General features: G+C 68.9%; 19 protein-coding genes. 4 read left to right on the top strand and 15 right to left on the bottom strand.

Annotated features, from left to right (window positions below; translation table 11 throughout):
* Positions 1-17 precede the first annotated feature (17 nt).
* The 3 genes from H7J06_RS17090 to metH all read right to left on the bottom strand — a co-directional run bounded on the left by H7J06_RS17090 (position 18) and on the right by metH (position 6,008).
* Positions 18-1,499, bottom strand: coding sequence for a sugar porter family MFS transporter (locus H7J06_RS17090; protein WP_264040178.1), 1,482 nt, complete (start codon positions 1,497-1,499; stop codon positions 18-20).
* A 139-nt stretch (positions 1,500-1,638) separates the two neighbouring features.
* Entirely contained in the window at positions 1,639-2,331 is a 693-nt protein-coding gene (locus tag H7J06_RS17085; RefSeq protein ID WP_264040270.1) for an HAD family hydrolase, read from the bottom strand.
* A gap of 14 nt (positions 2,332-2,345) precedes the next feature.
* Positions 2,346-6,008, bottom strand: a complete 3,663-nt coding sequence (metH, locus tag H7J06_RS17080) for a methionine synthase (RefSeq protein ID WP_264040269.1) — start codon at positions 6,006-6,008, stop codon at positions 2,346-2,348.
* A gap of 389 nt (positions 6,009-6,397) precedes the next feature.
* Here metH and H7J06_RS17075 point away from each other — a divergent pair, with 389 nt between their 5' ends.
* A complete protein-coding gene (locus tag H7J06_RS17075; protein WP_372515330.1) occupies positions 6,398-7,285 on the top strand; it encodes a PAC2 family protein in 888 nt (295 codons plus the stop codon).
* On the opposite strand, the gene H7J06_RS17070 is transcribed toward H7J06_RS17075, so the two are convergent.
* The 11 genes from H7J06_RS17070 to H7J06_RS17020 form a co-directional block, all read right to left on the bottom strand.
* Positions 7,282-8,274, bottom strand: a complete 993-nt coding sequence (locus H7J06_RS17070) for an acyl-ACP desaturase (RefSeq protein ID WP_264040267.1) — start codon at positions 8,272-8,274, stop codon at positions 7,282-7,284. The genes H7J06_RS17075 and H7J06_RS17070 overlap by 4 nt on opposite strands.
* A 121-nt stretch (positions 8,275-8,395) precedes the next feature.
* Complete coding sequence (locus tag H7J06_RS17065) at positions 8,396-9,826, bottom strand: DUF1254 domain-containing protein (RefSeq protein ID WP_264040266.1); 1,431 nt, start codon at positions 9,824-9,826, stop codon at positions 8,396-8,398.
* Positions 9,827-9,909: 83 nt separating this feature from the next.
* On the bottom strand, positions 9,910-10,797 hold the full coding sequence (locus tag H7J06_RS17060) for an SDR family oxidoreductase (RefSeq protein WP_264040177.1): 888 nt from the start codon (positions 10,795-10,797) through the stop codon (positions 9,910-9,912).
* 21 nt (positions 10,798-10,818) lie between these two features.
* Positions 10,819-12,057, bottom strand: coding sequence for a cysteine--1-D-myo-inosityl 2-amino-2-deoxy-alpha-D-glucopyranoside ligase (gene mshC, locus H7J06_RS17055; protein WP_264040176.1), 1,239 nt, complete (start codon positions 12,055-12,057; stop codon positions 10,819-10,821).
* Positions 12,058-12,152: 95 nt separating this feature from the next.
* Positions 12,153-12,860 carry a 3'(2'),5'-bisphosphate nucleotidase CysQ gene (locus H7J06_RS17050; protein WP_264040264.1) on the bottom strand — a complete coding sequence of 236 codons (708 nt, stop codon included), beginning with the start codon at positions 12,858-12,860 and terminating at the stop codon, positions 12,153-12,155.
* Between the two features lie 66 nt (positions 12,861-12,926).
* Positions 12,927-13,592 (bottom strand): GNAT family N-acetyltransferase, encoded by a 666-nt coding sequence (locus H7J06_RS17045; RefSeq protein WP_264040175.1) that lies wholly within the window; start codon positions 13,590-13,592, stop codon positions 12,927-12,929.
* Between the two features lie 24 nt (positions 13,593-13,616).
* On the bottom strand, positions 13,617-14,471 hold the full coding sequence (locus H7J06_RS17040; protein ID WP_264040174.1) for an Rv2133c family protein: 855 nt from the start codon (positions 14,469-14,471) through the stop codon (positions 13,617-13,619).
* Positions 14,455-15,042, bottom strand: coding sequence for an Rv2134c family protein (locus H7J06_RS17035; RefSeq protein ID WP_264040173.1), 588 nt, complete (start codon positions 15,040-15,042; stop codon positions 14,455-14,457). Before H7J06_RS17035 ends, H7J06_RS17040 begins: the two co-directional genes overlap by 17 nt.
* A 75-nt stretch (positions 15,043-15,117) precedes the next feature.
* Complete coding sequence (locus tag H7J06_RS17030) at positions 15,118-15,795, bottom strand: histidine phosphatase family protein (protein WP_264040172.1); 678 nt, start codon at positions 15,793-15,795, stop codon at positions 15,118-15,120.
* Between the two features lie 16 nt (positions 15,796-15,811).
* Positions 15,812-16,642 (bottom strand): undecaprenyl-diphosphate phosphatase, encoded by an 831-nt coding sequence (locus H7J06_RS17025; protein WP_264040263.1) that lies wholly within the window; start codon positions 16,640-16,642, stop codon positions 15,812-15,814.
* Between the two features lie 36 nt (positions 16,643-16,678).
* Positions 16,679-16,990, bottom strand: a complete 312-nt coding sequence (locus tag H7J06_RS17020; RefSeq protein WP_264040171.1) for a hypothetical protein — start codon at positions 16,988-16,990, stop codon at positions 16,679-16,681.
* A 136-nt stretch (positions 16,991-17,126) separates the two neighbouring features.
* Here H7J06_RS17020 and H7J06_RS17015 point away from each other — a divergent pair, with 136 nt between their 5' ends.
* The 3 genes from H7J06_RS17015 to H7J06_RS17005 are packed head-to-tail and all read left to right on the top strand — an operon-like array spanning position 17,127 to position 19,422.
* Positions 17,127-18,110, top strand: coding sequence for a YncE family protein (locus H7J06_RS17015; RefSeq protein ID WP_264040168.1), 984 nt, complete (start codon positions 17,127-17,129; stop codon positions 18,108-18,110).
* 20 nt (positions 18,111-18,130) lie between these two features.
* On the top strand, positions 18,131-18,361 hold the full coding sequence (locus tag H7J06_RS17010; protein WP_275079544.1) for a DUF5703 family protein: 231 nt from the start codon (positions 18,131-18,133) through the stop codon (positions 18,359-18,361).
* The gene (locus tag H7J06_RS17005) at positions 18,328-19,422 is read left to right on the top strand and encodes a quinone-dependent dihydroorotate dehydrogenase (RefSeq protein ID WP_275079532.1); all 1,095 of its coding nucleotides are present in this window, start codon (positions 18,328-18,330) and stop codon (positions 19,420-19,422) included. Before H7J06_RS17010 ends, H7J06_RS17005 begins: the two co-directional genes overlap by 34 nt.
* Here the strand turns inward: H7J06_RS17005 and H7J06_RS17000 are convergent.
* A complete protein-coding gene (locus H7J06_RS17000) occupies positions 19,419-19,952 on the bottom strand; it encodes a YbhB/YbcL family Raf kinase inhibitor-like protein (protein ID WP_264040166.1) in 534 nt (177 codons plus the stop codon). The genes H7J06_RS17005 and H7J06_RS17000 overlap by 4 nt on opposite strands.
* Between the last annotated feature and the right edge of the window lie 14 nt (positions 19,953-19,966).

Raw genomic sequence — 19,966 nt, 5'->3', positions numbered from 1 at the left:
TTTCCCGCCGCGACGTCTCAGGCGTTGGCCGCGGGCTTGTTTCCCGCGACGATCGCGCCGTGCATGTCCTCGAGCGAGACGCCCTTCGTCTCCATGACCCACTTCCACACGAACAGCCCGGACAGCACCGCGCACAGGCCGTAGAAGCCGTACGCCAGGCCCAGGTGACTCCGCAGTTCGGGGAACGACACCGTGATCAGCCAGTTGGCCACCCACTGACCGGCCGCGGCCAAGCCCAGGGCGGCAGCGCGGATGCGGTTGGGGAACATCTCACCGAGCAGCACCCAGACCACCGGGCCCCACGACATGCCGAACGCCACCACGAACAGGTTCGCCGCGATGAGCGCGATGGTGTCGGTTCCCTCGGGCAGGCTCGGGATGCCGTCGGCTCCGATGGTGGAATTGGCGAAGATGACCGACATGGTCAACAGGGTGACGGCCATTCCGGTAGAACCGATGAGCAGCAGCGGTTTACGGCCGATCTTGTCGATCAGTGCGATGGCGATGAGCGTCGTCGCCACGTTGACCACCGAGGTGATCACGGTGGACCAGGCCGCGTCGCTCTCGCTGAAGCCGACCGCCTGCCACAGCACGTTCGAGTAGTAGAAGATCACGTTGATGCCGACGAACTGCTGGAAGACCGACAGTCCGAGACCGACCCAGACGATGCCGTAGAAGCTGAGGAAGCTGCCACCCGGCTTGCGCATGTCGCGCCAGGACGGCTTGTCCTCGCGCTCGAGAGTCTCCTTGATGCGATCGATGGTGATCTCGAGGTTCTTCTCTCCGAGCAGCAGGTTCAACACCCTGCGGGCTTCCGGGATCTTGTGGCTGGCCACCAGGTAACGCGGCGACTCCGGAATGGTGAAGGACAGCACGCCGTACACCACGGCGGGCACCATCATCACCAGGAACATCCACCGCCACGCTTCGAGGCCGAACCACAGGTCCTTGCTGGCACCGCCCGCGATCGTCTGCAGCAGGGTGTTGATTGCGAAGGACAGGAAGATGCCCAACACGATGGCCAACTGCTGCAGGGAGCCCAACCTGCCGCGGATCCGGGGCGGCGAGGTCTCGGCGATGTAGGCGGGCGCGATCACCGAGGCGACGCCGACGCCGATGCCGCCGATGACGCGGAAGACCACCAGGGTGACGACCTCGGGCGCGAACGCCGTTCCGATGGCACTGATGAAGAACAGCACCGCGGCGATCTTCATCACCGAGATGCGGCCGATCTTGTCCGCGATGCGGCCCGCCGTCATCGCGCCGACCGCGGCGCCGAGGAGCGCCGACGCCACGGCGAACCCCAATTCGATCGAACCGATCCCGAACTGCTCCTCGATCGACTTGACCGCGCCGTTGATGACGGCGCTGTCGTAGCCGAACAGCAGGCCGCCGAGTGCGGCGACACCCGCGATCCGGACGGCGGTGCCGCCAGAGGAGAAGTCGTCGTCGCTTATCACCGACGTCGAGTCGTCGACGGGTGGACCCTGACCGGCCATGACGTGTCCTTTCGCAACACTGCGTGGTGTCTGTCACACAACGATAGGACACCGTGGCGATCGAAATGGCCGTATGCCACTTGGCAATTCGCCGATCTTGACCACGTCTGCCGCTAGCGAACCCCGGCGGGAGCCGAAATCAGTGCTCCGGTTGCGATCCCACCCCGTCAGCAACGCTCAGCTGGGCGTGAATCGCGCGCAGCGCGGCCACGTCGACCTCGGCCAACGAGGCCACGTGCCGGCGCCGGGGCCCCTCGGGCACCTCGACGTCGTTGGGCACGACCAGCACCGGGCACCCGGCCGCCTCGGCGGCCGACGCCCCCGTCACCGAGTCCTCGATGGCCAAGCACTCCGCCGGGTCGACGCCGAGCAGGTGCGCGGCCCGCAGGTACGGGTCCGGTGCGGGCTTGGCGTGCTCAACCTCGTCGCCACACACCGACGCCGAAAAGTAATGGCTGCCAATGCTCTTCAGCGCGCGCTCGGTGAGCGCACGGCGCGTGTTGGTGACCAACGCCATGGGAACCCCGGCGTCGGTCAACGCGTCCAACAGCTCCCGAGCCCCTGGCATCCACGTCAAACCCTGCTCGAAGAGCTCGCCGGTGTAGTCGTGCAACCAGTCGGCCGAATCCTCCATGGCGACCGGATCGTGGTCCAGGCCGAGGTCGGAGTAGACGATGCGCATGAGACCCTCCGACGAGCTGCCCACCGTCGTGTCCCGCACCTCGGGGGTCAGCACGCCGCCGAGACGTCCGTAGAGCGCCTGCAACGAGACGTCCCACAGCTTCTCGGAGTCGACGAGGGTGCCGTCCATGTCGAACAGGACGGCCCTCAGCACTGCCTTCATCCTCAGTCCTCCGGGTTGTAGCCGAGATTGGGGGCCAGCCAGCGCTCGGCCTCCTGCAGCGTCCAACCCTTGCGCTTGGCGTAGTCGGCGACCTGATCCTGGGCCAGCCGGCCCACGACGAAGTATTGCGACTGCGGGTGGGAGAAGTACCAGCCGCTGACTGCGGCGCCGGGCCACATCGCCATCGACTCGGTCAGCTCGATGCCGGTGCGCTCCTTGACGTCCATCAAGTCCCAGAGCGTGGCCTTCTCGGTGTGCTCCGGGCAGGCCGGATAGCCGGGCGCCGGGCGGATGCCGACGTACTTCTCGCCGATCAGGTCCTCGTTGTCGAGCTGCTCGTCGGGCTGAAAGCCCCAGAACTCCTTGCGGACCCGCTGGTGCATCCGTTCGGCGAACGCCTCGGCCAGCCGGTCGGCGAGCGACTCCAGCAGGATCGCGTCGTAGTCGTCGTTGGCGGCCTTGAACTCGTCGCACTTGGCTTGGCTGCCGAGCCCGGTGGTGACCGCGAACGCACCGACGTAGTCGGCCAGACCGGTGTCCTTGGGCGCGATGAAGTCACCGAGGCTGCGGTTGGGGATGCCGTCCCGGTGCTCGCCCTGCTGGCGCAGGTTGTGCAGCCTGGTCAACACCTCGGTGCGCGACTCGTCGGTGTAGACCTCGACGTCGTCGCCGACCGCGTTCGCCGGGAAGAAGCCGATCACGCCGTTGGCGGTCAGCCACTTCTCCTTGATCATGGTGTCGAGCATCTCCTGGGCGTCCTCGTACAGCTTGCGGGCCGTCTCCCCGGAGACCGGGTTGTTGAGGATGTCGGGGAAGCGGCCCTTCATCTCCCAGGCGTTGAAGAACGGCTGCCAGTCGATGTACTCGCGCAGCTCGGCGAAGTCGTAGTCCAGGAACTCGCGCACGCCGAGGCCCTGGGCGGGCACCGGCGGCGTGTAGCCGTTCCACTCGATCGGCGTGCGGTTGGCCCGCGCCTTCTCCAGCGTGAGCATCTTGCGCTCGCTCTTCTGGGCGTGCCGTTCGCGCAGCGCGGCGTAGTCCTTCTCGGTGGCCTCGAGCAGTGCCGGGCGCTGCTTGTCGTCCAGCAGCGCGGCGGCGACCGGCACCGAACGGGACGCGTCCTTGACCCAGACCACCGGACCGCTACGACGCGGCGCCACCTTCACCGCGGTGTGCGCCCGCGACGTCGTCGCACCACCAATCAGCAGCGGGATCGTCAGACCCTGGCGCTCCATCTCGACGGCGAAGTTCACCATCTCGTCGAGCGACGGGGTGATCAGGCCGGACAGCCCGATGATGTCGGCGTCGTGCTCCTTGGCGGCGTCCAGGATCTTCTGGGCGGGCACCATCACGCCGAGGTCGATGACCTCGTAGTTGTTGCACTGCAGGACGACCCCGACGATGTTCTTGCCGATGTCGTGGACGTCGCCCTTGACCGTCGCCATGATGATCGTGCCGTTGGTGTCCTTCTTCGCCGCCGCCCCGGACGTCACCTTCTCGGCCTCGATGAACGGCAGCAGGTACGCCACGGCCTTCTTCATCACCCGGGCCGACTTCACCACCTGCGGCAGGAACATCTTGCCCGCGCCGAAGAGGTCGCCGACGACGTTCATGCCGTCCATCAGCGGGCCCTCGATCACCTCGATCGGACGACCACCCGCGGCCTCGATCTCGGCCCGCAATTCCTCGGTGTCGTCGTCGACGTTGGCGTCGATGCCCTTCACCAGGGCGTGGGTGATCCGCTCGCGGACGGGCAGGCTGCGCCACTCGGCGGCCACGGGATCGTCGGCCTTCTCCGAGCTGTTGAACCGCTCGGCGATCTCCAGCAGCCGCTCGGCCGCATCCTCACAACGGTTCAGCACCACGTCCTCGATGCGGTCCCGCAGCTCGGGGTCGATCGAGTCGTACGGCACCAGCGCACCCGCGTTGACGATGCCCATGTCCAGGCCGGCCTTGATGGCGTGGTAGAGGAACACCGCGTGGATGGCCTCACGCACCGGGTTGTTGCCGCGGAACGAGAACGACACGTTCGAGATGCCACCGGAGATGTGCACCCCGGGCAGGTTCTCCTTGATCCAGGCGCAGGCCTCGATGAAGTCGATCCCGTAGGTGGCGTGCTCCTCGATGCCCGTCGCCAACGCGAAGCAGTTCGGGTCGAAGATGATGTCCTCTGCCGGGAAGCCGACCTCTTCGGTCAGGATCTTGTAGGCGCGCCCGCAGATCTCCTTGCGGCGCTCCAGGTTGTCGGCCTGACCCTGCTCGTCGAACGCCATGACGACGACGGCGGCGCCGTACTTGCGGCACAGCCGGGCCTCGCGGACGAACTTCTCCTCGCCCTCCTTCATGGAGATCGAGTTGACGATCGGCTTGCCTTGGACGTTCTTCAGGCCCGCCTCGATGACCTCCCACTTGGAGGAGTCGATCATCACCGGGACGCGGCTGATGTCCGGCTCGGCCGCGATCAGCTTGGTGAAGCGATCCATGGCGGCGACGCCGTCGATCATGCCCTCGTCCATGTTGATGTCGATGACTTGGGCACCGACCTCGACCTGCTGCAGGGCGACCGACAGGGCGGTGTCGTAGTCCTCGGCCTTGATCAGGTTGCGGAACCGGGCCGAGCCGGTGATGTTGGTGCGCTCACCGATGTTGACGAACAACGAGTCGTCGGTGATGTTGAGCGGCTCCAGACCCGAGAGCCGGGTGGCCACCGGGATCTGCGGCAGCTCGCGCCGAGGCTTGCCCTCGACGACCTTGGCGATCTCGGCGATGTGCTCCGGCGTGGTGCCGCAGCACCCGCCGACGAGGTTGACCAGGCCGGCGTCGGCGAAGTCGGCGATGTAGGAGGCCTGCGCCTCCGGAGACTCGTCGTACTCGCCGAAGGCGTTGGGCAGGCCGGCGTTCGGATAGCAGGAGACGAAGGTGTCCGCGATCCGCGCCACCTCGGCGATGTAGGGCCTCATCTCCGGGGCGCCGAGGGCGCAGTTGAGACCCACCGCGAGCGGCCTGGCGTGCCGGATCGCGTTCCAGAACGCCTCGGTGACCTGACCGGACAGCGTCCGGCCGGACGCGTCGGTGATGGTGCCCGAGATGATCAACGGCCAGCGGCGGCCGCGCTGCTCGAACAGCGTCTCGACGGCGAACACCGCGGCCTTCGCGTTCAGCGAGTCGAAGATCGTCTCGATGATGATCAGGTCGGAGCCGCCGTCGACCAGACCGTTGGCCGCCTCGAGGTAGGCGGCGACCAGCTGGTCGTAGGAGACGTTGCGGGCGCCGGGGTCGTTGACGTCCGGTGAGATCGACGCCGTCCGCGTCGTCGGTCCGAGCGCGCCCGCGACGTAGCGGGGCTTGTCCGGGGTGCTGAACTCGTCGGCCGCCTGGCGCGCCAGGGCGGCGCCTGCGTAGTTCAGCTCGTAGCTGAGGTCGGCCATGTCGTAGTCCGACAGCGAGACCGCGTTCGCGTTGAACGTGTTGGTCTCGAGGATGTCCGCGCCCGCTTCCAGATACTCGCGGTGGATGCCCTCGATGATCTGGGGTTGCGTCAGGGTGAGCAGGTCGTTGTTGCCCTGCAGGGCGGTCGGCCACTCCGTGAACCGGTCGCCGCGGTAGCCGGCCTCGTCGGGCCGGTCCCGCTGGATCGCCGTACCCATCGCACCGTCGATCACCATGATGCGCTGGCGCAGCGCAGCGGTCAGTTCCTCGGTGCAGTCGGGGCGGACGTGTGGCACGAAGGTATCCGGCGCCGAGTCGGTTGCGGTGGCGTCCACGTGCACTCCTTCCGTAGCGGAAGGCGTCCTTAGCTCTGCCGAGCGTGGCGGATACCGGGCTGGGCGAGGTCAATCCCCGCGCCCCCGGCAACCGTTGCAACGCCTCTCGACCGAGCAAGTCTACGTCGTCGTCCTCACGACGGCTGGACGCCCACGTCATGGTCAAGATCAAGCCCGACGCAGGTGGCGTCGACCCGGTCTTGGTTACCCAGGGTAACGACACTGCCGCCGAAGGTATTTCACGGCGACGCCAGCGCGGACGGCGACCCGCCCGGCGATGGCACTCGCCGGTGCCGGGCAGGGCTTACGCTGGCCTGGTGACAGACCTGCCCGACCTGCAGGACACCATCATCGTGGCGGCCTTCGAAGGCTGGAACGACGCCGGTGACGCGGCCAGTGACGCCCTGGAACACCTCGACGTGATCTGGGAGGCCGACACCATCGTCGAGATCGACGACGAGTCCTACTACGACTACCAGGTGAATCGCCCGGTGATTCGCCAGATCGACGGCGTGACCCGCGAGCTGGTGTGGCCCTCCATGCGGATCTCGCACTGCCGCCCACCCGGCAGCAACCGTGACATCGTCCTGATGCACGGCGTCGAGCCCAACATGCGGTGGCGGACGTTCTGCGCGGAGTTGCTGGCCATCGCCGAGAAGCTCAACGTCGACACCGTCGTGATCCTGGGCGCACTGCTGGCCGACACGCCGCACACCCGGCCGGTGCCGGTCTCCGGAGCCGCCTACTCCCCCGAGTCGGCCAAGTTCTTCGGCCTCGAGGAGACCCGGTACGAGGGACCGACCGGCATCGCCGGCGTCTTCCAGGACGCCTGCGTGGCCGCCGGAATCCCCGCCGTCACGTTCTGGGCCGCCGTGCCGCACTACGTGTCGCAGCCACCCAACCCCAAGGCGACGGTGGCGCTGCTGCGCCGTGTCGAGGATGTCCTGGACATCGAGGTGCCCCTGGCCGACCTGCCGATCCAGGCCGAGGAATGGGAGCAGGCCGTCACCGAGATGACCGCCGACGACGAGGAGATCGCCGAGTACGTCCAGTCCCTCGAGGAGCGCGGCGACGCCGAAGTGGACATGACCGAGGCCCTGGGCAAGATCGACGGCGACGCGCTGGCCGCGGAGTTCGAGCGGTATCTGCGTCGGCGCGGGCCGGGCTACCGGGGTTAGACCGGTTGGCTCGACGACCTGGCGGAGAGCCGTTGCGCCTTGCGCGCGTCGCGCTCGAGATACCTGGCCTTCGACTCGTCGAACCTGTCCGCCTCGACCTCCGTGTAGGCGATGAAGACGGCCAGTTCGTCGCGTAACCGCAGACCCTCGCCGGTGAAGTCGTCGCGCTCGAAGATTCGCCAGTACCGCAGCACGGGCATGATCACTTCGTCGAGATGCTGCCGCAGATCGTAGATTCCACCGACGGCGATCTTGACGGCGTTGCGGCGGAAGTTGGGTATCGAGAAGCCAGGCATCTGGAAGCTCGACAGGATGCGGCAAATCGCGCGTATCGCGCGGTCGGGCGAGAGGTCGAGCGCAGCTGCCCCGACGCCGCGATAGAAGATCATGTGCAGGTTCTCGTCGGCGGAGACGCGCTTGAGCAACTGGTCGGCGATCGGCTCGTCGCAGGCCCTGCCGGTGTTTCGATGAGACACGCGGGTGGCCAGCTCCTGGAACGTCACGTACACCAGGGTGTCGAGCATCGACTCGGGACCCACGGTCCCCTGCCCCTGCTGGCCGGGACTGAAGCCGGCGGTCACCTGCAGCATCCTGGCCCGTTCCAGCTCGACCGGATCCACGGCCCGCGTGACGACCAGGTAGTCGCGAAGTGCCGTGCCGTGCCGGTTCTCCTCCACGGTCCAGCGATTCACCCACGCGCCCCAGGCGTCGTCGACGGTGAAGCTCTCGGCGATGGCGCGGTGATACGACGGCAGGTTGTCCTCGGTGAGCAAGTTGGTGATCATCGCCACCCTGGCCAGATCGGAGATGCCCGAGTCGTCGACGTCCCACTCGCGGCCGCCCGCCGCGGCGTAGTTCGCGCCGTCGGACCACGGCACGTAGTCGTGTGGGCTCCAGTCCTTGGTCGTGGCGAGGTGTTGGTTGAGTCCGGCCTCCGCGACCGGCTCCAGCTCGCGGAGGAGCTCTACGTCGGTGAGTGTTCTTGCCAATTGTCCGCCGTCCGCAGTCGTGGTCGTGGTCGTGGTCGCCACGTCATCGCTGGAGTCTTGGCGCTGAACTGACTGGGCCAACCTACACGCGGAATGTGGGTAGACCCGGGACGCGCACCGGCTAGACCCGAATTGGCTTGGGCGCCTGCCACTGACCGTCCAGCGCGTCGGGCTTGGGCCAGTAGAGCCGCAGTATCAAGGCGAACGGGCCGTCCGGGGCAGGCAGCCAGTTGGGTTCGCGCTCGGGCCCGGGTGAATCCCGTTGCACGTAGATGGTGTAGCCGCCGTCGACGTCGGGGACCAGCTCGCGCAGCATCGGCGAGTTGATCAGATAGCGGTTGATCGGGTTGGCCACCAGCAGACTCTTCGGCAACCCGTACATGGTCAACGACCAGAACGAGTTGACGGGCGGCAGCTGGCCCGGGGCGAAGTGATACGTGTAGGCGTTGGCGCCGGTGAGCGGCGCACCCGACGCGTCGGTGGAGAAATTCGGGTAGAGCGCTTCGGCCGCGGTGTTGCCGTAGATGCCGAACACCGCGCCGGCCATCCGGTAGAGGTAGTTGCCCCTGAGGTCCTCCTTGGAGCCAAACAGGCTGGCGGAGGACAACTTTCCGGTGTCGATCTCGTTCTTCTTCAGGGCGTCGAGGTCGGCCCAGGCGTCGGCCATGCCGTCCTGGACCGCGGTACGCATCTCGGGTGAGAGCTTCTCGGCGTCGAAGGACCCGTCGGGCCCGATGCCGATGGAGGCGAACCGGTCTCGCATCGCCTTCTCGGCGGGCAGCGTCGGGGTGAACTTCATGATGAAGCTCAGGATGTCGAAGAACTGGGGTGAGGTGCGCTCCTGGTCGGAAGTCAGGGCGGGGACGAAGTCGATCGCCGGGGCCGGCGGCGGCAGCGGCTGCTTGAGGAAGACCGACAGCGGCTCCACGCGATAGCCGTCCTGAATCCTCTTGACGGCGTCCAGATCTGCCGGTTCGAACAACTGGGTACGGTAGAGCACCAGCGCCAGATCGGTGTCGGACCGGATGACCTCGTTGACGCCCGCGGGCTTCTCCCCTGTCCAATTGGGGCCTGCCAGAAGGTATTTGCCCCCGCTGTTGCCGGTGGTGCGGCTGCCCACGTAGGCGAAGTTGGCCGTGTACTGGTCGACGAACTGCAGTGAGTAGTACCGGTCCTGCTCGATCGGCGGGACGGTGAACACCAGCGGCTCGGTGCGCAGGTCGGCTCCCACCGCCGAGTAGGGCGTGTCCGAGTTCGGGGTCTGGATCGTGGTGTCGGCCGGCGTGTAAACCCGTGCGGTGTTGTGGACTTGGTTCCAGCCGCCCTTGTACTCGGCGTCCTCCTTGTCCACGAAGTAGGAGTACATGACGCGGTAGTCGTCGACCATCGGGAAGCCGTAGACGTAGGCCTCCTTCGCGATCGCCCTGGCCTGCTCCGGGCTGACGGCCGACGACGGTGGGGGCGGCGGTGCGGAGCCGACCGCCTGGGGCTTGTCACCCTTCGCACATGCCGCGGCGACGGTGACGAGCGCCGCCACGATGCCGAAGGCCATGGCCCGTCGGAGGAAGGTCGACTTCACGTCATCATCAAACCACCTGAGCGGCTGCCGATCCCGGACCCTCGACGGGCAGGGTGTCACGTGGGGTTTGGCGCGTTCACCGCCTCGGAGTGCGCGCTCGTCGACCGCCCCAGCGCGACCACCTCGGCGTCCATCCGCGGCAGCAGGTCGGGCACGAACCTCTTGATCGGCGCCTCGCCCAGACGGGTCGACGCGAGCGGCTTGAGCCATCGCAGCGCGCCCACCCAGCGCGGGCAGTACACGCGGGTCTTGCGACCCTCGATGCCGGCGACGAAGGCCGCGCCGCACTTCTGCACGGACGTGGTGACGTTCACGGGATAGGGCAGCTTGGCCAACATCTCGCCGAACGTCGACAGATCGGTCTTGGTGTCGCGCACCATCGCCGTGTCGACCCACGACATGTGCGCCGACCCGACGTCGACGCCGTGGTGGGCGACCTCGAGCCGCAGCGCGTTCGCGAACTGCTCGACCGCGGCCTTGCTGGCGTTGTAGGGCGCCAGTCCCGGGGCGGCGGTGAACGCGGCCAACGACGACACCACGAGCACGTACCCACGGCGGTCGACGATCGACGGCAGCGTCGCCCGCACGGTGTGGAACACCCCGAGGACGTTGACGTCCAGCAGTCGCTTGAACGCCGCGGGGTCGACCTGCAGCACCGATCCGTAGCTGGCGATGCCCGCGTTGGCCACCACCACGTCGACGCCGCCAAAGCGGCGCACCGCGGCGTCGGCGGCCGCCTGCATGGCGGGCAGGTCGCGGACGTCGGCGGTGACCGTCAGCACCCGGTCGTCTCCGAGTGTGGCGGCGAACCGGTCGAGCGCGTCGGCGTCGACGTCGGTCAGCACCAGTCGCGCACCCTTGGCGTGCAGCCGTCGTGCGACCTCCGCGCCGACACCCGCCGCGCCGCCGGTGACGAACACCACCTTGCCGCTCACCGAACTCATGGGCGAAAAGGTACCTCGTGGTTAGAGCGCGACCCCGAGTAGCGCGTCGACGGCCGCCACGACGCGGCCTGGGGCGTCGGCGTCGTCGCCGCCGTACTCCGCCGCGTCGGCGACCCAACCGTCAACGGCGGCAAGCGCCTTCGGGGTGTCGAGATCGTCGGCCAGGTACTGGCGAACCCTGGTGATCACGTCGGTCGCGTCGGGTCCGGCAGGCAGCGCCGCCGCCGCGCGCCACCGGCCCAGCCGGTCTTGGGCCTCGGCGAGGACCGCGTCGCTCCAGGAGCGGTCGGCGCGGTAGTGCCCGGCCAGCAGGCCCAGGCGGATGGCCGCGGGGTCGACGCCCTGGGCGCGAAGCTTCGACACCAACACCAGGTTGCCGCGGCTCTTGCTCATCTTGTGGCCGTCCCAGCCAATCATGCCGGCGTGGACGTAGTGCCTGGCGAAACGTCGCTCGCCGGTGACGGATTCGGCGTGGGCGGCCGAGAACTCGTGGTGCGGAAAGATCAGGTCGCTGCCGCCGCCCTGCACGTCGAGGCCGGTGCCGATGCGGTCGAGCGCGATGGCGGCACACTCGACGTGCCATCCGGGCCGACCCGGGCCGAACGGTGACGGCCAGCTCGGCTCGCCGGGACGCTCCGCGCGCCACAGCAGGGCGTCCAGCGCGTCCCCCTTGCCCGCCCGGTCGGGGTCCCCGCCCCGTTCGGCGAACAGCCGCAGCATCGTCTCGCGGTCATACCCCGACTCGTACCCGAACTGCGGCGTCGCGTCGGCCCGGAAGTACACGTCGGGGTACTGGGCGTCGTCGACCACGTAGGCCGCACCGTCGGCCAGCAGCTTCTCGACCAGCTCGACCACCTCGGCGATGGCGTCGGTGGCGGCCACGTAGTCGTGCGGCGGCAGCACGCGCAAGGCCGTCATGTCCTCGCGGAACAGCTGGGTCTCCCGGGCGCCGAGGTCACGCCAGTCGACGCCGTCGCGCGCCGCCCGCTCGAACAGCGGGTCGTCGACGTCGGTGACGTTCTGGACGTAGTGCACCCGGTGACCCGCGTCGAGCCAGGACCGGTAGACCAGGTCGAACGCCAGATACGTCGCCGCATGGCCCAGGTGGGTGGCGTCGTACGGGGTGATGCCGCACACGTACATGGTCGCGGTCTCACCGGCGGCCACGGGCCGGACCTGGCCGTCGGCACTGTCGTAGAGGCGCAACGGCGTTCCCTCACCGGTGAGCTGCGGAACGGTAGGCGCAGGCCACGATTGCATGGCTCCGACTCTAGGGGTTGCGTTCAGTTCGGCCTCCGACGGTGGTTGTTCGCAGTCTGGGACAACGGGCGGCACCGATCCATTCCCGGACGCGCTCAGAACAGCGAGCCGATCGCGTCCAGCAGGGTGCCGGCCAGCTCCGGCCGGCACATCACGAAGTCGGGCAGGTACGGGTCGGGCCGGTTGTACCGCAGGGGCGAACCGTCCAACCGCGAGGCGTGCAGTCCCGCCGCCGTCACCACCCCGGCCGGTGCCGCCGAGTCCCACTCGTACTGACCGCCGGCGTGGACGTAGGCGTCGACGTCGCCCCGGACGACGGCCATGGCCTTGGCTCCGGCGGACCCGATGCCGACCAGTTCGACGTCGAGCATGTCCCGCAGCCACCACAACACCGTGGGCGGGCGGTGGCGGCTCGTCGCGATGCGGATGGGCCCCGGCTCGCGCGGCGGGGGCGCGGACACCGTGTCGCTGCGGTACACCGCCCCGAGCGCGGGCAACCCCACCACGGCGTCGGTGATCGCGCCGTTCGGTCCGGAGGTGCGCTGCCACAGCGCGATGTGCACCGCCCAGTCGGTGCGGCCGGGCGTGGAGAACTCCCGGGTGCCGTCGACCGGGTCGACGATCCAGACCCGGTCGGCGCGGAGCCGCGACAGGTCGTCGGCCGCCTCCTCGGAGAGCACGGCGTCGTCGGGCCGGTGCTCGCGCAGCCGGTTCAGGATCAAGGTGTTGGCACGACGGTCCCCGGCGTCGCCGAGGTCGTAGAAGTCGTCGAAGCCGATCTCGGCGCGCAACGCGACCAACATCCGGCCGGCTTCGGCGGCCACCTCCGCGGCGAGCGCCGCATCGCTGATGCGGGGACTAATCGGGTCCTACTTGGGCGTCGCGCCGGGGGCGCGCACGACCATCGGCACCGCCGGGAAGTACGCCGCCATCTCCGAGCGGCAGCGCCGCAGCGCCGCGGTACCGAAGCCGCGGTGACGATGATCGGGGTGGATCCAGACGCGGACGTTCACCTCACCCCCGACGAGCTCGCCGAACACCATGCCGACCTTGTCGGATCCCTCCTCGGCGACGAACCAGACCGCCTCTTCGTTGGAGACCCGGCCCAGCGCGGCGCTGATCTCGTCGTCGATGCTGCCCGCGGGCCCGCCGGAGCCGTCGCCGGTGGCGCCGACGTCGGAGGTGCGCGCGGCGAAGAGGTCGCGGTCGGTGTCGGAGGAGAACGCGCGCAGCGACAGGCTCTCGCCCGAGCTGGCCGGTCGCTCACCGAGGGTGAAGGTGAGCTGCTTGTTCAGATCCTCGAGCTCCTCGGCGATCTTGCGACGGGAGTCCCTGGTGAGCTGGTCGAAGGAGATGGTCATCACCGCCTCACCGCCCTTGGGCGAGGTGTCGAGCAGCGCCGCGATGGCCGAGACGGCGGCCGCCCGGTCGCCGGCTTCGACGATCGCGTCGAGCACCTCGTGGCGGCGGTCGAGCGCCTTCTGAAGGGCGTCGGCGATCTCCCTGCGGGCGGCGGCGTGATCGTGATCAGTCATGACGACGAGCGTAGAACACTCAGGTCAAAACGCCGGCCACGGGATCGGCCTGCGCCTGTCCGGTGACGGCATCACCGGGTTCTCCAGCAGACCAACGGTTCTGGCATACAGCGCGTCGATCTCCCGGTTGGTGACGTGTGGCCGCAGCGTCTGGTCCAGATCACCCAGCAGCGCGTCCCGCAGGCAGGCGACGTCCCGCAGCGCGTCGTCGTCGACGGGCTTTCCGGCCCACCCCCACAGCACCGTGCGGAGCTTGTCCTCGGAGTGCAGACTCACGCCGTGGTCGACGCCGTAGACGTTGCCGTCGACGCCAGCCAGGATGTGCCCGCCCTTGCGGTCGGCGTTGTTGATGATGACGTCGAACACCGCCATCCGCCGCAGCCGTGCGTCGTCGGCGTGGACGAGGGTCACTTCGTCGCCGGCGTAGTCGTAGGCCTGCAGCACCGGCAGGAACCCGGGCGGCACCTCACCCGCGGGCAGCAGGTCGACCAGGTCGGGGCCCGCGTCCGGGTCGTCGGGCACCTCGGTGTCGTCCAGCACGTCGCCGGGCTGGTCGACCCACCGCTGCACCATCCCGCGGCCCGCGGGTCCGTCGCGAACCACGGTGTGCGGCACCACGTTCCAGCCGAGCACCGCGGACACCAGGTAGGCCGACACCTCGCGACCCGCGAGGGTGCCGTCGGGAAAGTCCCACAGTGGCGCCTCACCGGCGACGGGCTTGTAGACGCAGTGCACGGTGCGCTCGTCGAGGGTCGCCTCGCAGAGGAACGTCGCGTTGCTGGCCGACCGGATCCGCCCCAGGACCGTCAGCGCGCCGGAGCGAAGGACTTCGTCGTCACCTGCGCGGTCGTCGACACTGCGGTCAGAATTCGGCGTCATCGTCGGATTCCGCCAGCATGCCTCGTCGGTAACCGTTGGTGCGCACGCAGATGTGTCCCGCGGGATCCAGGGGTTCGTCGCAGAGCGGGCACGGCGGCCGGCCCGCGGAGATGACGCGATTGGAGCGGGCCGCGAACTCGCGCGCCGACTCGGGCGTCAGGAACACCCGTACGGCGTCGGGACCGTCCTCGGCGTCGTCGAGCACCACCGACGCGTCGAACTCGGTCTCCGAGACGGCGAGCAGTTCGACCACCACCGTCTCGGCCTCCGAATCCCAGCCCAGGCCCATCGTGCCGACGCGGAACTCGGCGTCGACCGGGGTGATCAGTGGGCTGAGATCTTCGACCTCGGCGGTCTCCGGCGGCACCGGGGTGCCGAAGCGGCGGTTGATCTCGAGCAGCAGGGCGGCGATCCGCTCGGCGAGCACCGCCACCTGTTGCTTCTCCAGGATCACCGACACGACGCGTTCGTCGTGCACGGCCTGAAGGTAGAACGTGCGGTCGCCAGGTTGCCCGACCGTCCCGGCCACGAAGCGGTCGGGTGAGCGGAAGACGTGAATCGAACGGGTCATGGCACCTCCCAAAATACCGGTAGAGCCACCGCATCCGTAATCCGAACGGTGACGCCACCGACGTGTCCGGACCTGTCAGTCGGTGGAGCCACCCACCACCGCGTCCCCGGAGGGCTCCGGTTTCGCCAGCAGCGCCGAGGTCAGGGCGGGGCCGGTGTGGTTGACGTGGAGCACGAACGGACGCGTCGACGTGTACCGGATCACGCTCATCGACGCCGGGTCGGCGGTGATGCGCTGGAAGTTGTCCAGGTGGCTTCCCACCGCGTCGGCGATGATCGACTTGATGACGTCGCCGTGCGTACAGGCGATCCACAGAACGTCGCCTTCGTGCTGCTCGGCGAGGGTGCGGTCGTGTTCGCGGATCGCGGCAACCGCCCTGGCCTGAACCTGCGCCAGCCCCTCTCCGTCGGGGAACACCGCGGCGCTGGGTTGCTGCTGGACCACCGCCCACAGCGGCTCCTTGACGAGGTCGCCGATCTTGGCGCCGGTCCACGCGCCGTAGTCGACTTCCGAGAGCCGTTCCTCCACCACGGGTTCCAGCCCGAGCGCGGCAGCCAGCGGCGCCACCGTTCGCTCACAGCGCAGAAGCGGCGAGCGCACGATCGCCTTGATCGGAAGGTCTCCGACGCGGGAGACCACCGCCTCGGCTTGTTCGCGGCCCTTGTCGTCGAGGTCGACCCCCTCGGAGCGACCCGCGAGGGTGTGCGCGGTGTTGGACGTCGAGCGACCGTGTCGAAGCAGGATGACCGTCATCGCCTGGCGCCGCCGCTCACTGTGCTGCCACCGAGCCGGTGCCCAGCAGGACCAGCAGCGTCGCACCGAGGATCACCCGGTAGCCGACGAACCAGTACATGCCGTGGCGCACCAGGAATTTCAGGAACCAGGAGACGGCAGCGAGGCCGACCACGAAGGCGATGACGACCGAGACCGCGAGCTGCGGCCCGGAGGCGCTCATCCCCCGCCCGTCGGGATGGAAGGCGTCGGGCAAGGAGTACAGCCCCGAGGCCAGGACGGCGGGGATGGCGAGCAGGAAGCCGAACCGGGCGGCGGCCTCGCGCTGCTGACCCATGAACAGACCGGCGCTGATGGTCGCACCCGATCGCGACACCCCGGGGATCAGGGCCAAGCATTGGGAGACGCCGATGACGATGCTGTCCTTCCAGGTGAACTGCTCTATCGGGCGGGTTTGCCTGCCGAAGTACTCGGCGGCGGCGATGACGGCGGAGAACACGATCAGCGCCGTCGCGATGACCCAGAGGTTGCGGACGTCGTCGCGGATGAAGTGCTTGAAGATCAGCCCGGCCGCGCCGATCGGAATGGTGCCGATGATGACCCACCAGCCCAGCCAGTAGTCCGGGGTACGACGCGAGGAGTCGCGCAGCCCGCCGAACCACGCCGCCAGGATGCGGCCGATGTCCTTGGCGAAGTAGATCAACACCGCGAGTTCGGTGCCGAGTTGGCTGACCGCGGTGAACGACGCGCCCGCGTCGTCGGCGAAGAAGAGCTTCGACACGATCGCGAGGTGCCCGGAGCTGGACACGGGAAGGAACTCCGTCAGGCCCTGCACCACCGACAACACCACGACCTGCAGCCACGACATGTCCATCACGCCGACGACCGTACCGTGGGCGGGCGGTCAGCGAGCCGTGCGCGGCACCGGTTGGGCGTCGTTGACGGCGTCGCGGACGGCCGCCGTCAGGCTGCGTTCGTCGGTGACGTCGACGTGCTCGAGGCTGCGGCTGGCCGCGGCGACGACGTCCTCCTCCTGCGGGACCGGGCCCCGCAGGCGCGGGCGGTACACCTCGACGGTGAGACGCCGACGGTCGACCTGGAAGGAGAAACTCCTGCCGTCACCCACGCGGCCGAAGCCGCTGGCGTGGAGGCCGGTGGAGACGACCTCGACGCTGAACTCGCTTTCGGACACGTCGTCATCGGCGGCCAGGGTCATGTCCGAACCATAGCGCCGGGGCGGTGTCCCGACGTGCCTAAACTGGCCCTTCGAGCCCCAATCCCATCCCATCGTAGAGGTTTACCCCTTGCCACCGACCAGAACACCGAGGCGTCGCCTGACTCACGGCGCGGCCATGATCGTGACGGTGGTCGCCCTCGCGTCCTGCGGCTCCAAGGCCTCCGACGCTCCCCCGCCGACCATCTCGCCCGCGACCGCCGCCGTGTCACCGGCGGCCAGCGAGACGCCTGCGGGCTCGGTGCGGCCCCTGGCCGGGCGCGGTGAGGCCGTCGTCTTCGACGCGGCCACGTCGTCGTCGGTGGTGCTGAGCGCCGACGCCGCCGGTCAGTCGGCGCTCGTCGCGTTCCCGGTCACGGGGCCGTCGCGGACCGTGCCGCTGCCGAGCCCCGCAACGGCGATCGCCGGCGACGGGCGCGGGACCGTCTACGCGGCGACCAAGGGCGGATACTTCACCGTGAACCTGGGCGCGGGCGGTTCGGTGGTCCGGCGCGACGTCGACGGCGAACGCGACACCGACTTCACCGCCGTCACCCGCCGGGCCGACGGCAAGATCGTGCTCGGCAGCGCCTCCGGTGCGGTGTACACGCTGAGCTCCGACACCACGGTCGGCGCACGGCTGCAGATCTTCGCCCGCGTGGATGCGCTTGTCGCAGAAGGCGACACGGTCGCCGTCCTGGATCGGGGCCAGACGTCGGTCACGACGGTCGACCCGTCGGGCACCAAGCAGCAGCACGCCCTTCGCGCGGGTGAGGGAGCCACCACCATGGTGGCCGACCCGGCCGGCCGCATCCTGGTGGCCGACACCCGCGGGGAGGCGCTGCTGGTCTTCGGCACCGACCCCCTGATGCTGCGCCAGCAATACCCGGTGAAGGGTGCGCCGTTCGCGCTGGCCGGGTCGTCGCGACTGGCGTGGGTGTCGCAAACTGCGACGAACACCGTCGTTGGTTACGATCTGGCGACCGGAATACCCGTCGAGAAGGTGCGTTATCGAACCGTGCAGCAACCGAACTCCATGACATACGACGACCAGACCGGAACACTCTTCGTGGTGTCCGGTTCGGGCGCGGGTGTGCAAGTGATCCCGGGGGCGGGCTCGTGAGTTCGCCTCAGCGGGGACGCATGCCCGCCGCGTGGGAGGCCGACCTCTCCGACGAGTACGAGTGGGTGCCGTTGCGGCTGCCCCCCGACGTCACGCGCGTCTCCGCGTCGATCCGGCTGTCGATCGAAGCCGAGTATCGCGGGTGGGAGTTGACCAGGGTTCGCCTCTACACCGACGGAAGTCGACGAGTTCTGTTGCGGCGCAGGAAGTCTGCGGCATGGGCGAGCGTCGACGGTCAGCCCGCCTCGTGATCTACCACGCGCTGCGACGACTCTTCTTCCTCGTTCCACCCGAGCGGATCCACACCCTGGTGTTCGCCGCCCTGCGGTTGGCGACCGCGCCGAGGCCCCTGCGCCGGAGCCTGACCAGGTGGCTGGCCCCGCACGACCCCGTCCTGGCCAGCACGGTGTTCGGCGTGCGGTTTCCGGGGCCGGTCGGTCTCGCGGCCGGCTTCGACAAGGACGGTACTGGCCTGAAGACTTGGGGTGCACTGGGTTTCGGCTACGCCGAAGTCGGCACGGTGACCGCACACCCGCAACCGGGCAACCCGGCACCGCGAATGTTCCGCTTGCCGCAGGACCGCGCCCTGCTGAACCGGATGGGCTTCAACAACCACGGCGCGGCGGCGCTGGCACGTCGGTTGAGCCGTCGCGTCGCCGAGGTGCCGATCGGGGCGAACATCGGCAAGACGAAGGCGACCCCCGCCGAGGACGCCGTCACCGACTACACCGAAAGCGCGCGCCTGGTCGGTCCGCTCGCGTCGTTCCTCGTCGTGAACGTCAGCTCTCCCAACACCCCCGGCCTTCGCGATCTGCAGGCCGTCGAGTCGCTGCGGCCGATCCTGGCCGCCGTCCGGGCCGAGACCACCACCCCGGTGCTGGTGAAGATCGCCCCCGACCTGTCGGACTCCGACGTCGACGACATCGCCGACCTGGCAGTCGAACTGGGCTTGGCCGGCATCGTCGCCACCAACACCACGATCTCGCGCGCCGGACTGGTCACCCCTGGCGCCGACGAGCTGGGCGCTGGGGGCGTGTCCGGCCCGCCCGTCGCCCGCCGCTCGGTCGAGGTGCTCCAGCGGTTGTACCGCCGCGTGGGCGACCGACTGGTGCTGATCAGCGTCGGCGGCATCGAGACCGCCGACGACGCGTGGGAGCGCATCGCCGCGGGCGCCTCACTGCTGCAGGGCTACACCGGCTTCGTGTACGGCGGGGGGTTGTGGGCCAAGCACGTTCACGACGGCCTCGCCGAGAAGCTGCACGCCGGCGGTTTCGCGTCGCTGACCGACGCCGTGGGGTCGGAGGCCCGCTAGCCCTCCTTCTGCTCGTAGGTGCCCATGATGACGGCGCGGGCGATGGCGTGGCTGAACAGGTTGAAACCCAGATAGGCCGGCGTCGCATCCTCGGGGATGTCGAGCTTCTCGGCGTCGACGGCGTGCACGGCGATGAAGTAGCGGTGCGGGCCGTGCCCCGGCGGCGGGGCGGCGCCGATGAAGCGCTTGAGGCCGGCGTCGTTGGCGAGGGTGATCGCGTCACCGGGGAAGCCGCTGTGGCTGCCGTCCCCCACGCCTTCGGGCAGCTCGGTGACGGTGGCGGGCAGGTTGGCCACCGCCCAGTGCCAGAAGCCGGAGGCCGTCGGCGCGTCGGGGTCGTACATCGTCACCGCGAAGCTGCGCGTCGTCTCGGGAAACCCCGACCAGCTCAGCTGCGGGGAGACGTCGGAGCCCCCGGCGCCCATGATGCCGCTGACCTGGTCGTTGGCCAAGGGCTGGCCGTCGGTGACCGACGTCGAGGTCAGGGTGAAGGAGGGCAGCGTCGGAAGGTCGTCGTACGGGGTGCTCATCAGGTCCTTTCGGT

Source organism: Mycolicibacterium hodleri, from assembly GCF_025822245.1.
Taxonomy (GTDB): Bacteria; Actinomycetota; Actinomycetes; order Mycobacteriales; family Mycobacteriaceae; genus Mycobacterium; species Mycobacterium hodleri.
Note: the sequence above shows the minus strand (reverse complement) of the source record. Positions and strands in the feature narration are given on the sequence as shown.

Coding starts and splice junctions, on each gene's coding strand:
- H7J06_RS17060 (WP_264040177.1), bottom strand. CDS start 10,797: ATGAGTTCGGTGAGCGGCAAGGTGGTGTTCGTCACCGGCGGCGCGGCG.
- H7J06_RS17030 (WP_264040172.1), bottom strand. CDS start 15,795: ATGACGGTCATCCTGCTTCGACACGGTCGCTCGACGTCCAACACCGCG.
- H7J06_RS17035 (WP_264040173.1), bottom strand. CDS start 15,042: ATGACCCGTTCGATTCACGTCTTCCGCTCACCCGACCGCTTCGTGGCC.
- metH (WP_264040269.1), bottom strand. CDS start 6,008: ATGGTGATCGACGGTGCGATGGGTACGGCGATCCAGCGGGACCGGCCC.
- H7J06_RS17040 (WP_264040174.1), bottom strand. CDS start 14,471: ATGACGCCGAATTCTGACCGCAGTGTCGACGACCGCGCAGGTGACGAC.
- H7J06_RS17005 (WP_275079532.1), top strand. CDS start 18,328: ATGGGCGAGCGTCGACGGTCAGCCCGCCTCGTGATCTACCACGCGCTG.
- H7J06_RS17050 (WP_264040264.1), bottom strand. CDS start 12,860: ATGTTGGTCGCGTTGCGCGCCGAGATCGGCTTCGACGACTTCTACGAC.
- mshC (WP_264040176.1), bottom strand. CDS start 12,057: ATGCAATCGTGGCCTGCGCCTACCGTTCCGCAGCTCACCGGTGAGGGA.
- H7J06_RS17000 (WP_264040166.1), bottom strand. CDS start 19,952: ATGAGCACCCCGTACGACGACCTTCCGACGCTGCCCTCCTTCACCCTG.
- H7J06_RS17090 (WP_264040178.1), bottom strand. CDS start 1,499: ATGGCCGGTCAGGGTCCACCCGTCGACGACTCGACGTCGGTGATAAGC.
- H7J06_RS17020 (WP_264040171.1), bottom strand. CDS start 16,990: ATGACCCTGGCCGCCGATGACGACGTGTCCGAAAGCGAGTTCAGCGTC.
- H7J06_RS17045 (WP_264040175.1), bottom strand. CDS start 13,592: ATGACTGATCACGATCACGCCGCCGCCCGCAGGGAGATCGCCGACGCC.
- H7J06_RS17065 (WP_264040266.1), bottom strand. CDS start 9,826: ATGGCCTTCGGCATCGTGGCGGCGCTCGTCACCGTCGCCGCGGCATGT.
- H7J06_RS17015 (WP_264040168.1), top strand. CDS start 17,127: ATGATCGTGACGGTGGTCGCCCTCGCGTCCTGCGGCTCCAAGGCCTCC.
- H7J06_RS17025 (WP_264040263.1), bottom strand. CDS start 16,642: ATGTCGTGGCTGCAGGTCGTGGTGTTGTCGGTGGTGCAGGGCCTGACG.
- H7J06_RS17010 (WP_275079544.1), top strand. CDS start 18,131: ATGCCCGCCGCGTGGGAGGCCGACCTCTCCGACGAGTACGAGTGGGTG.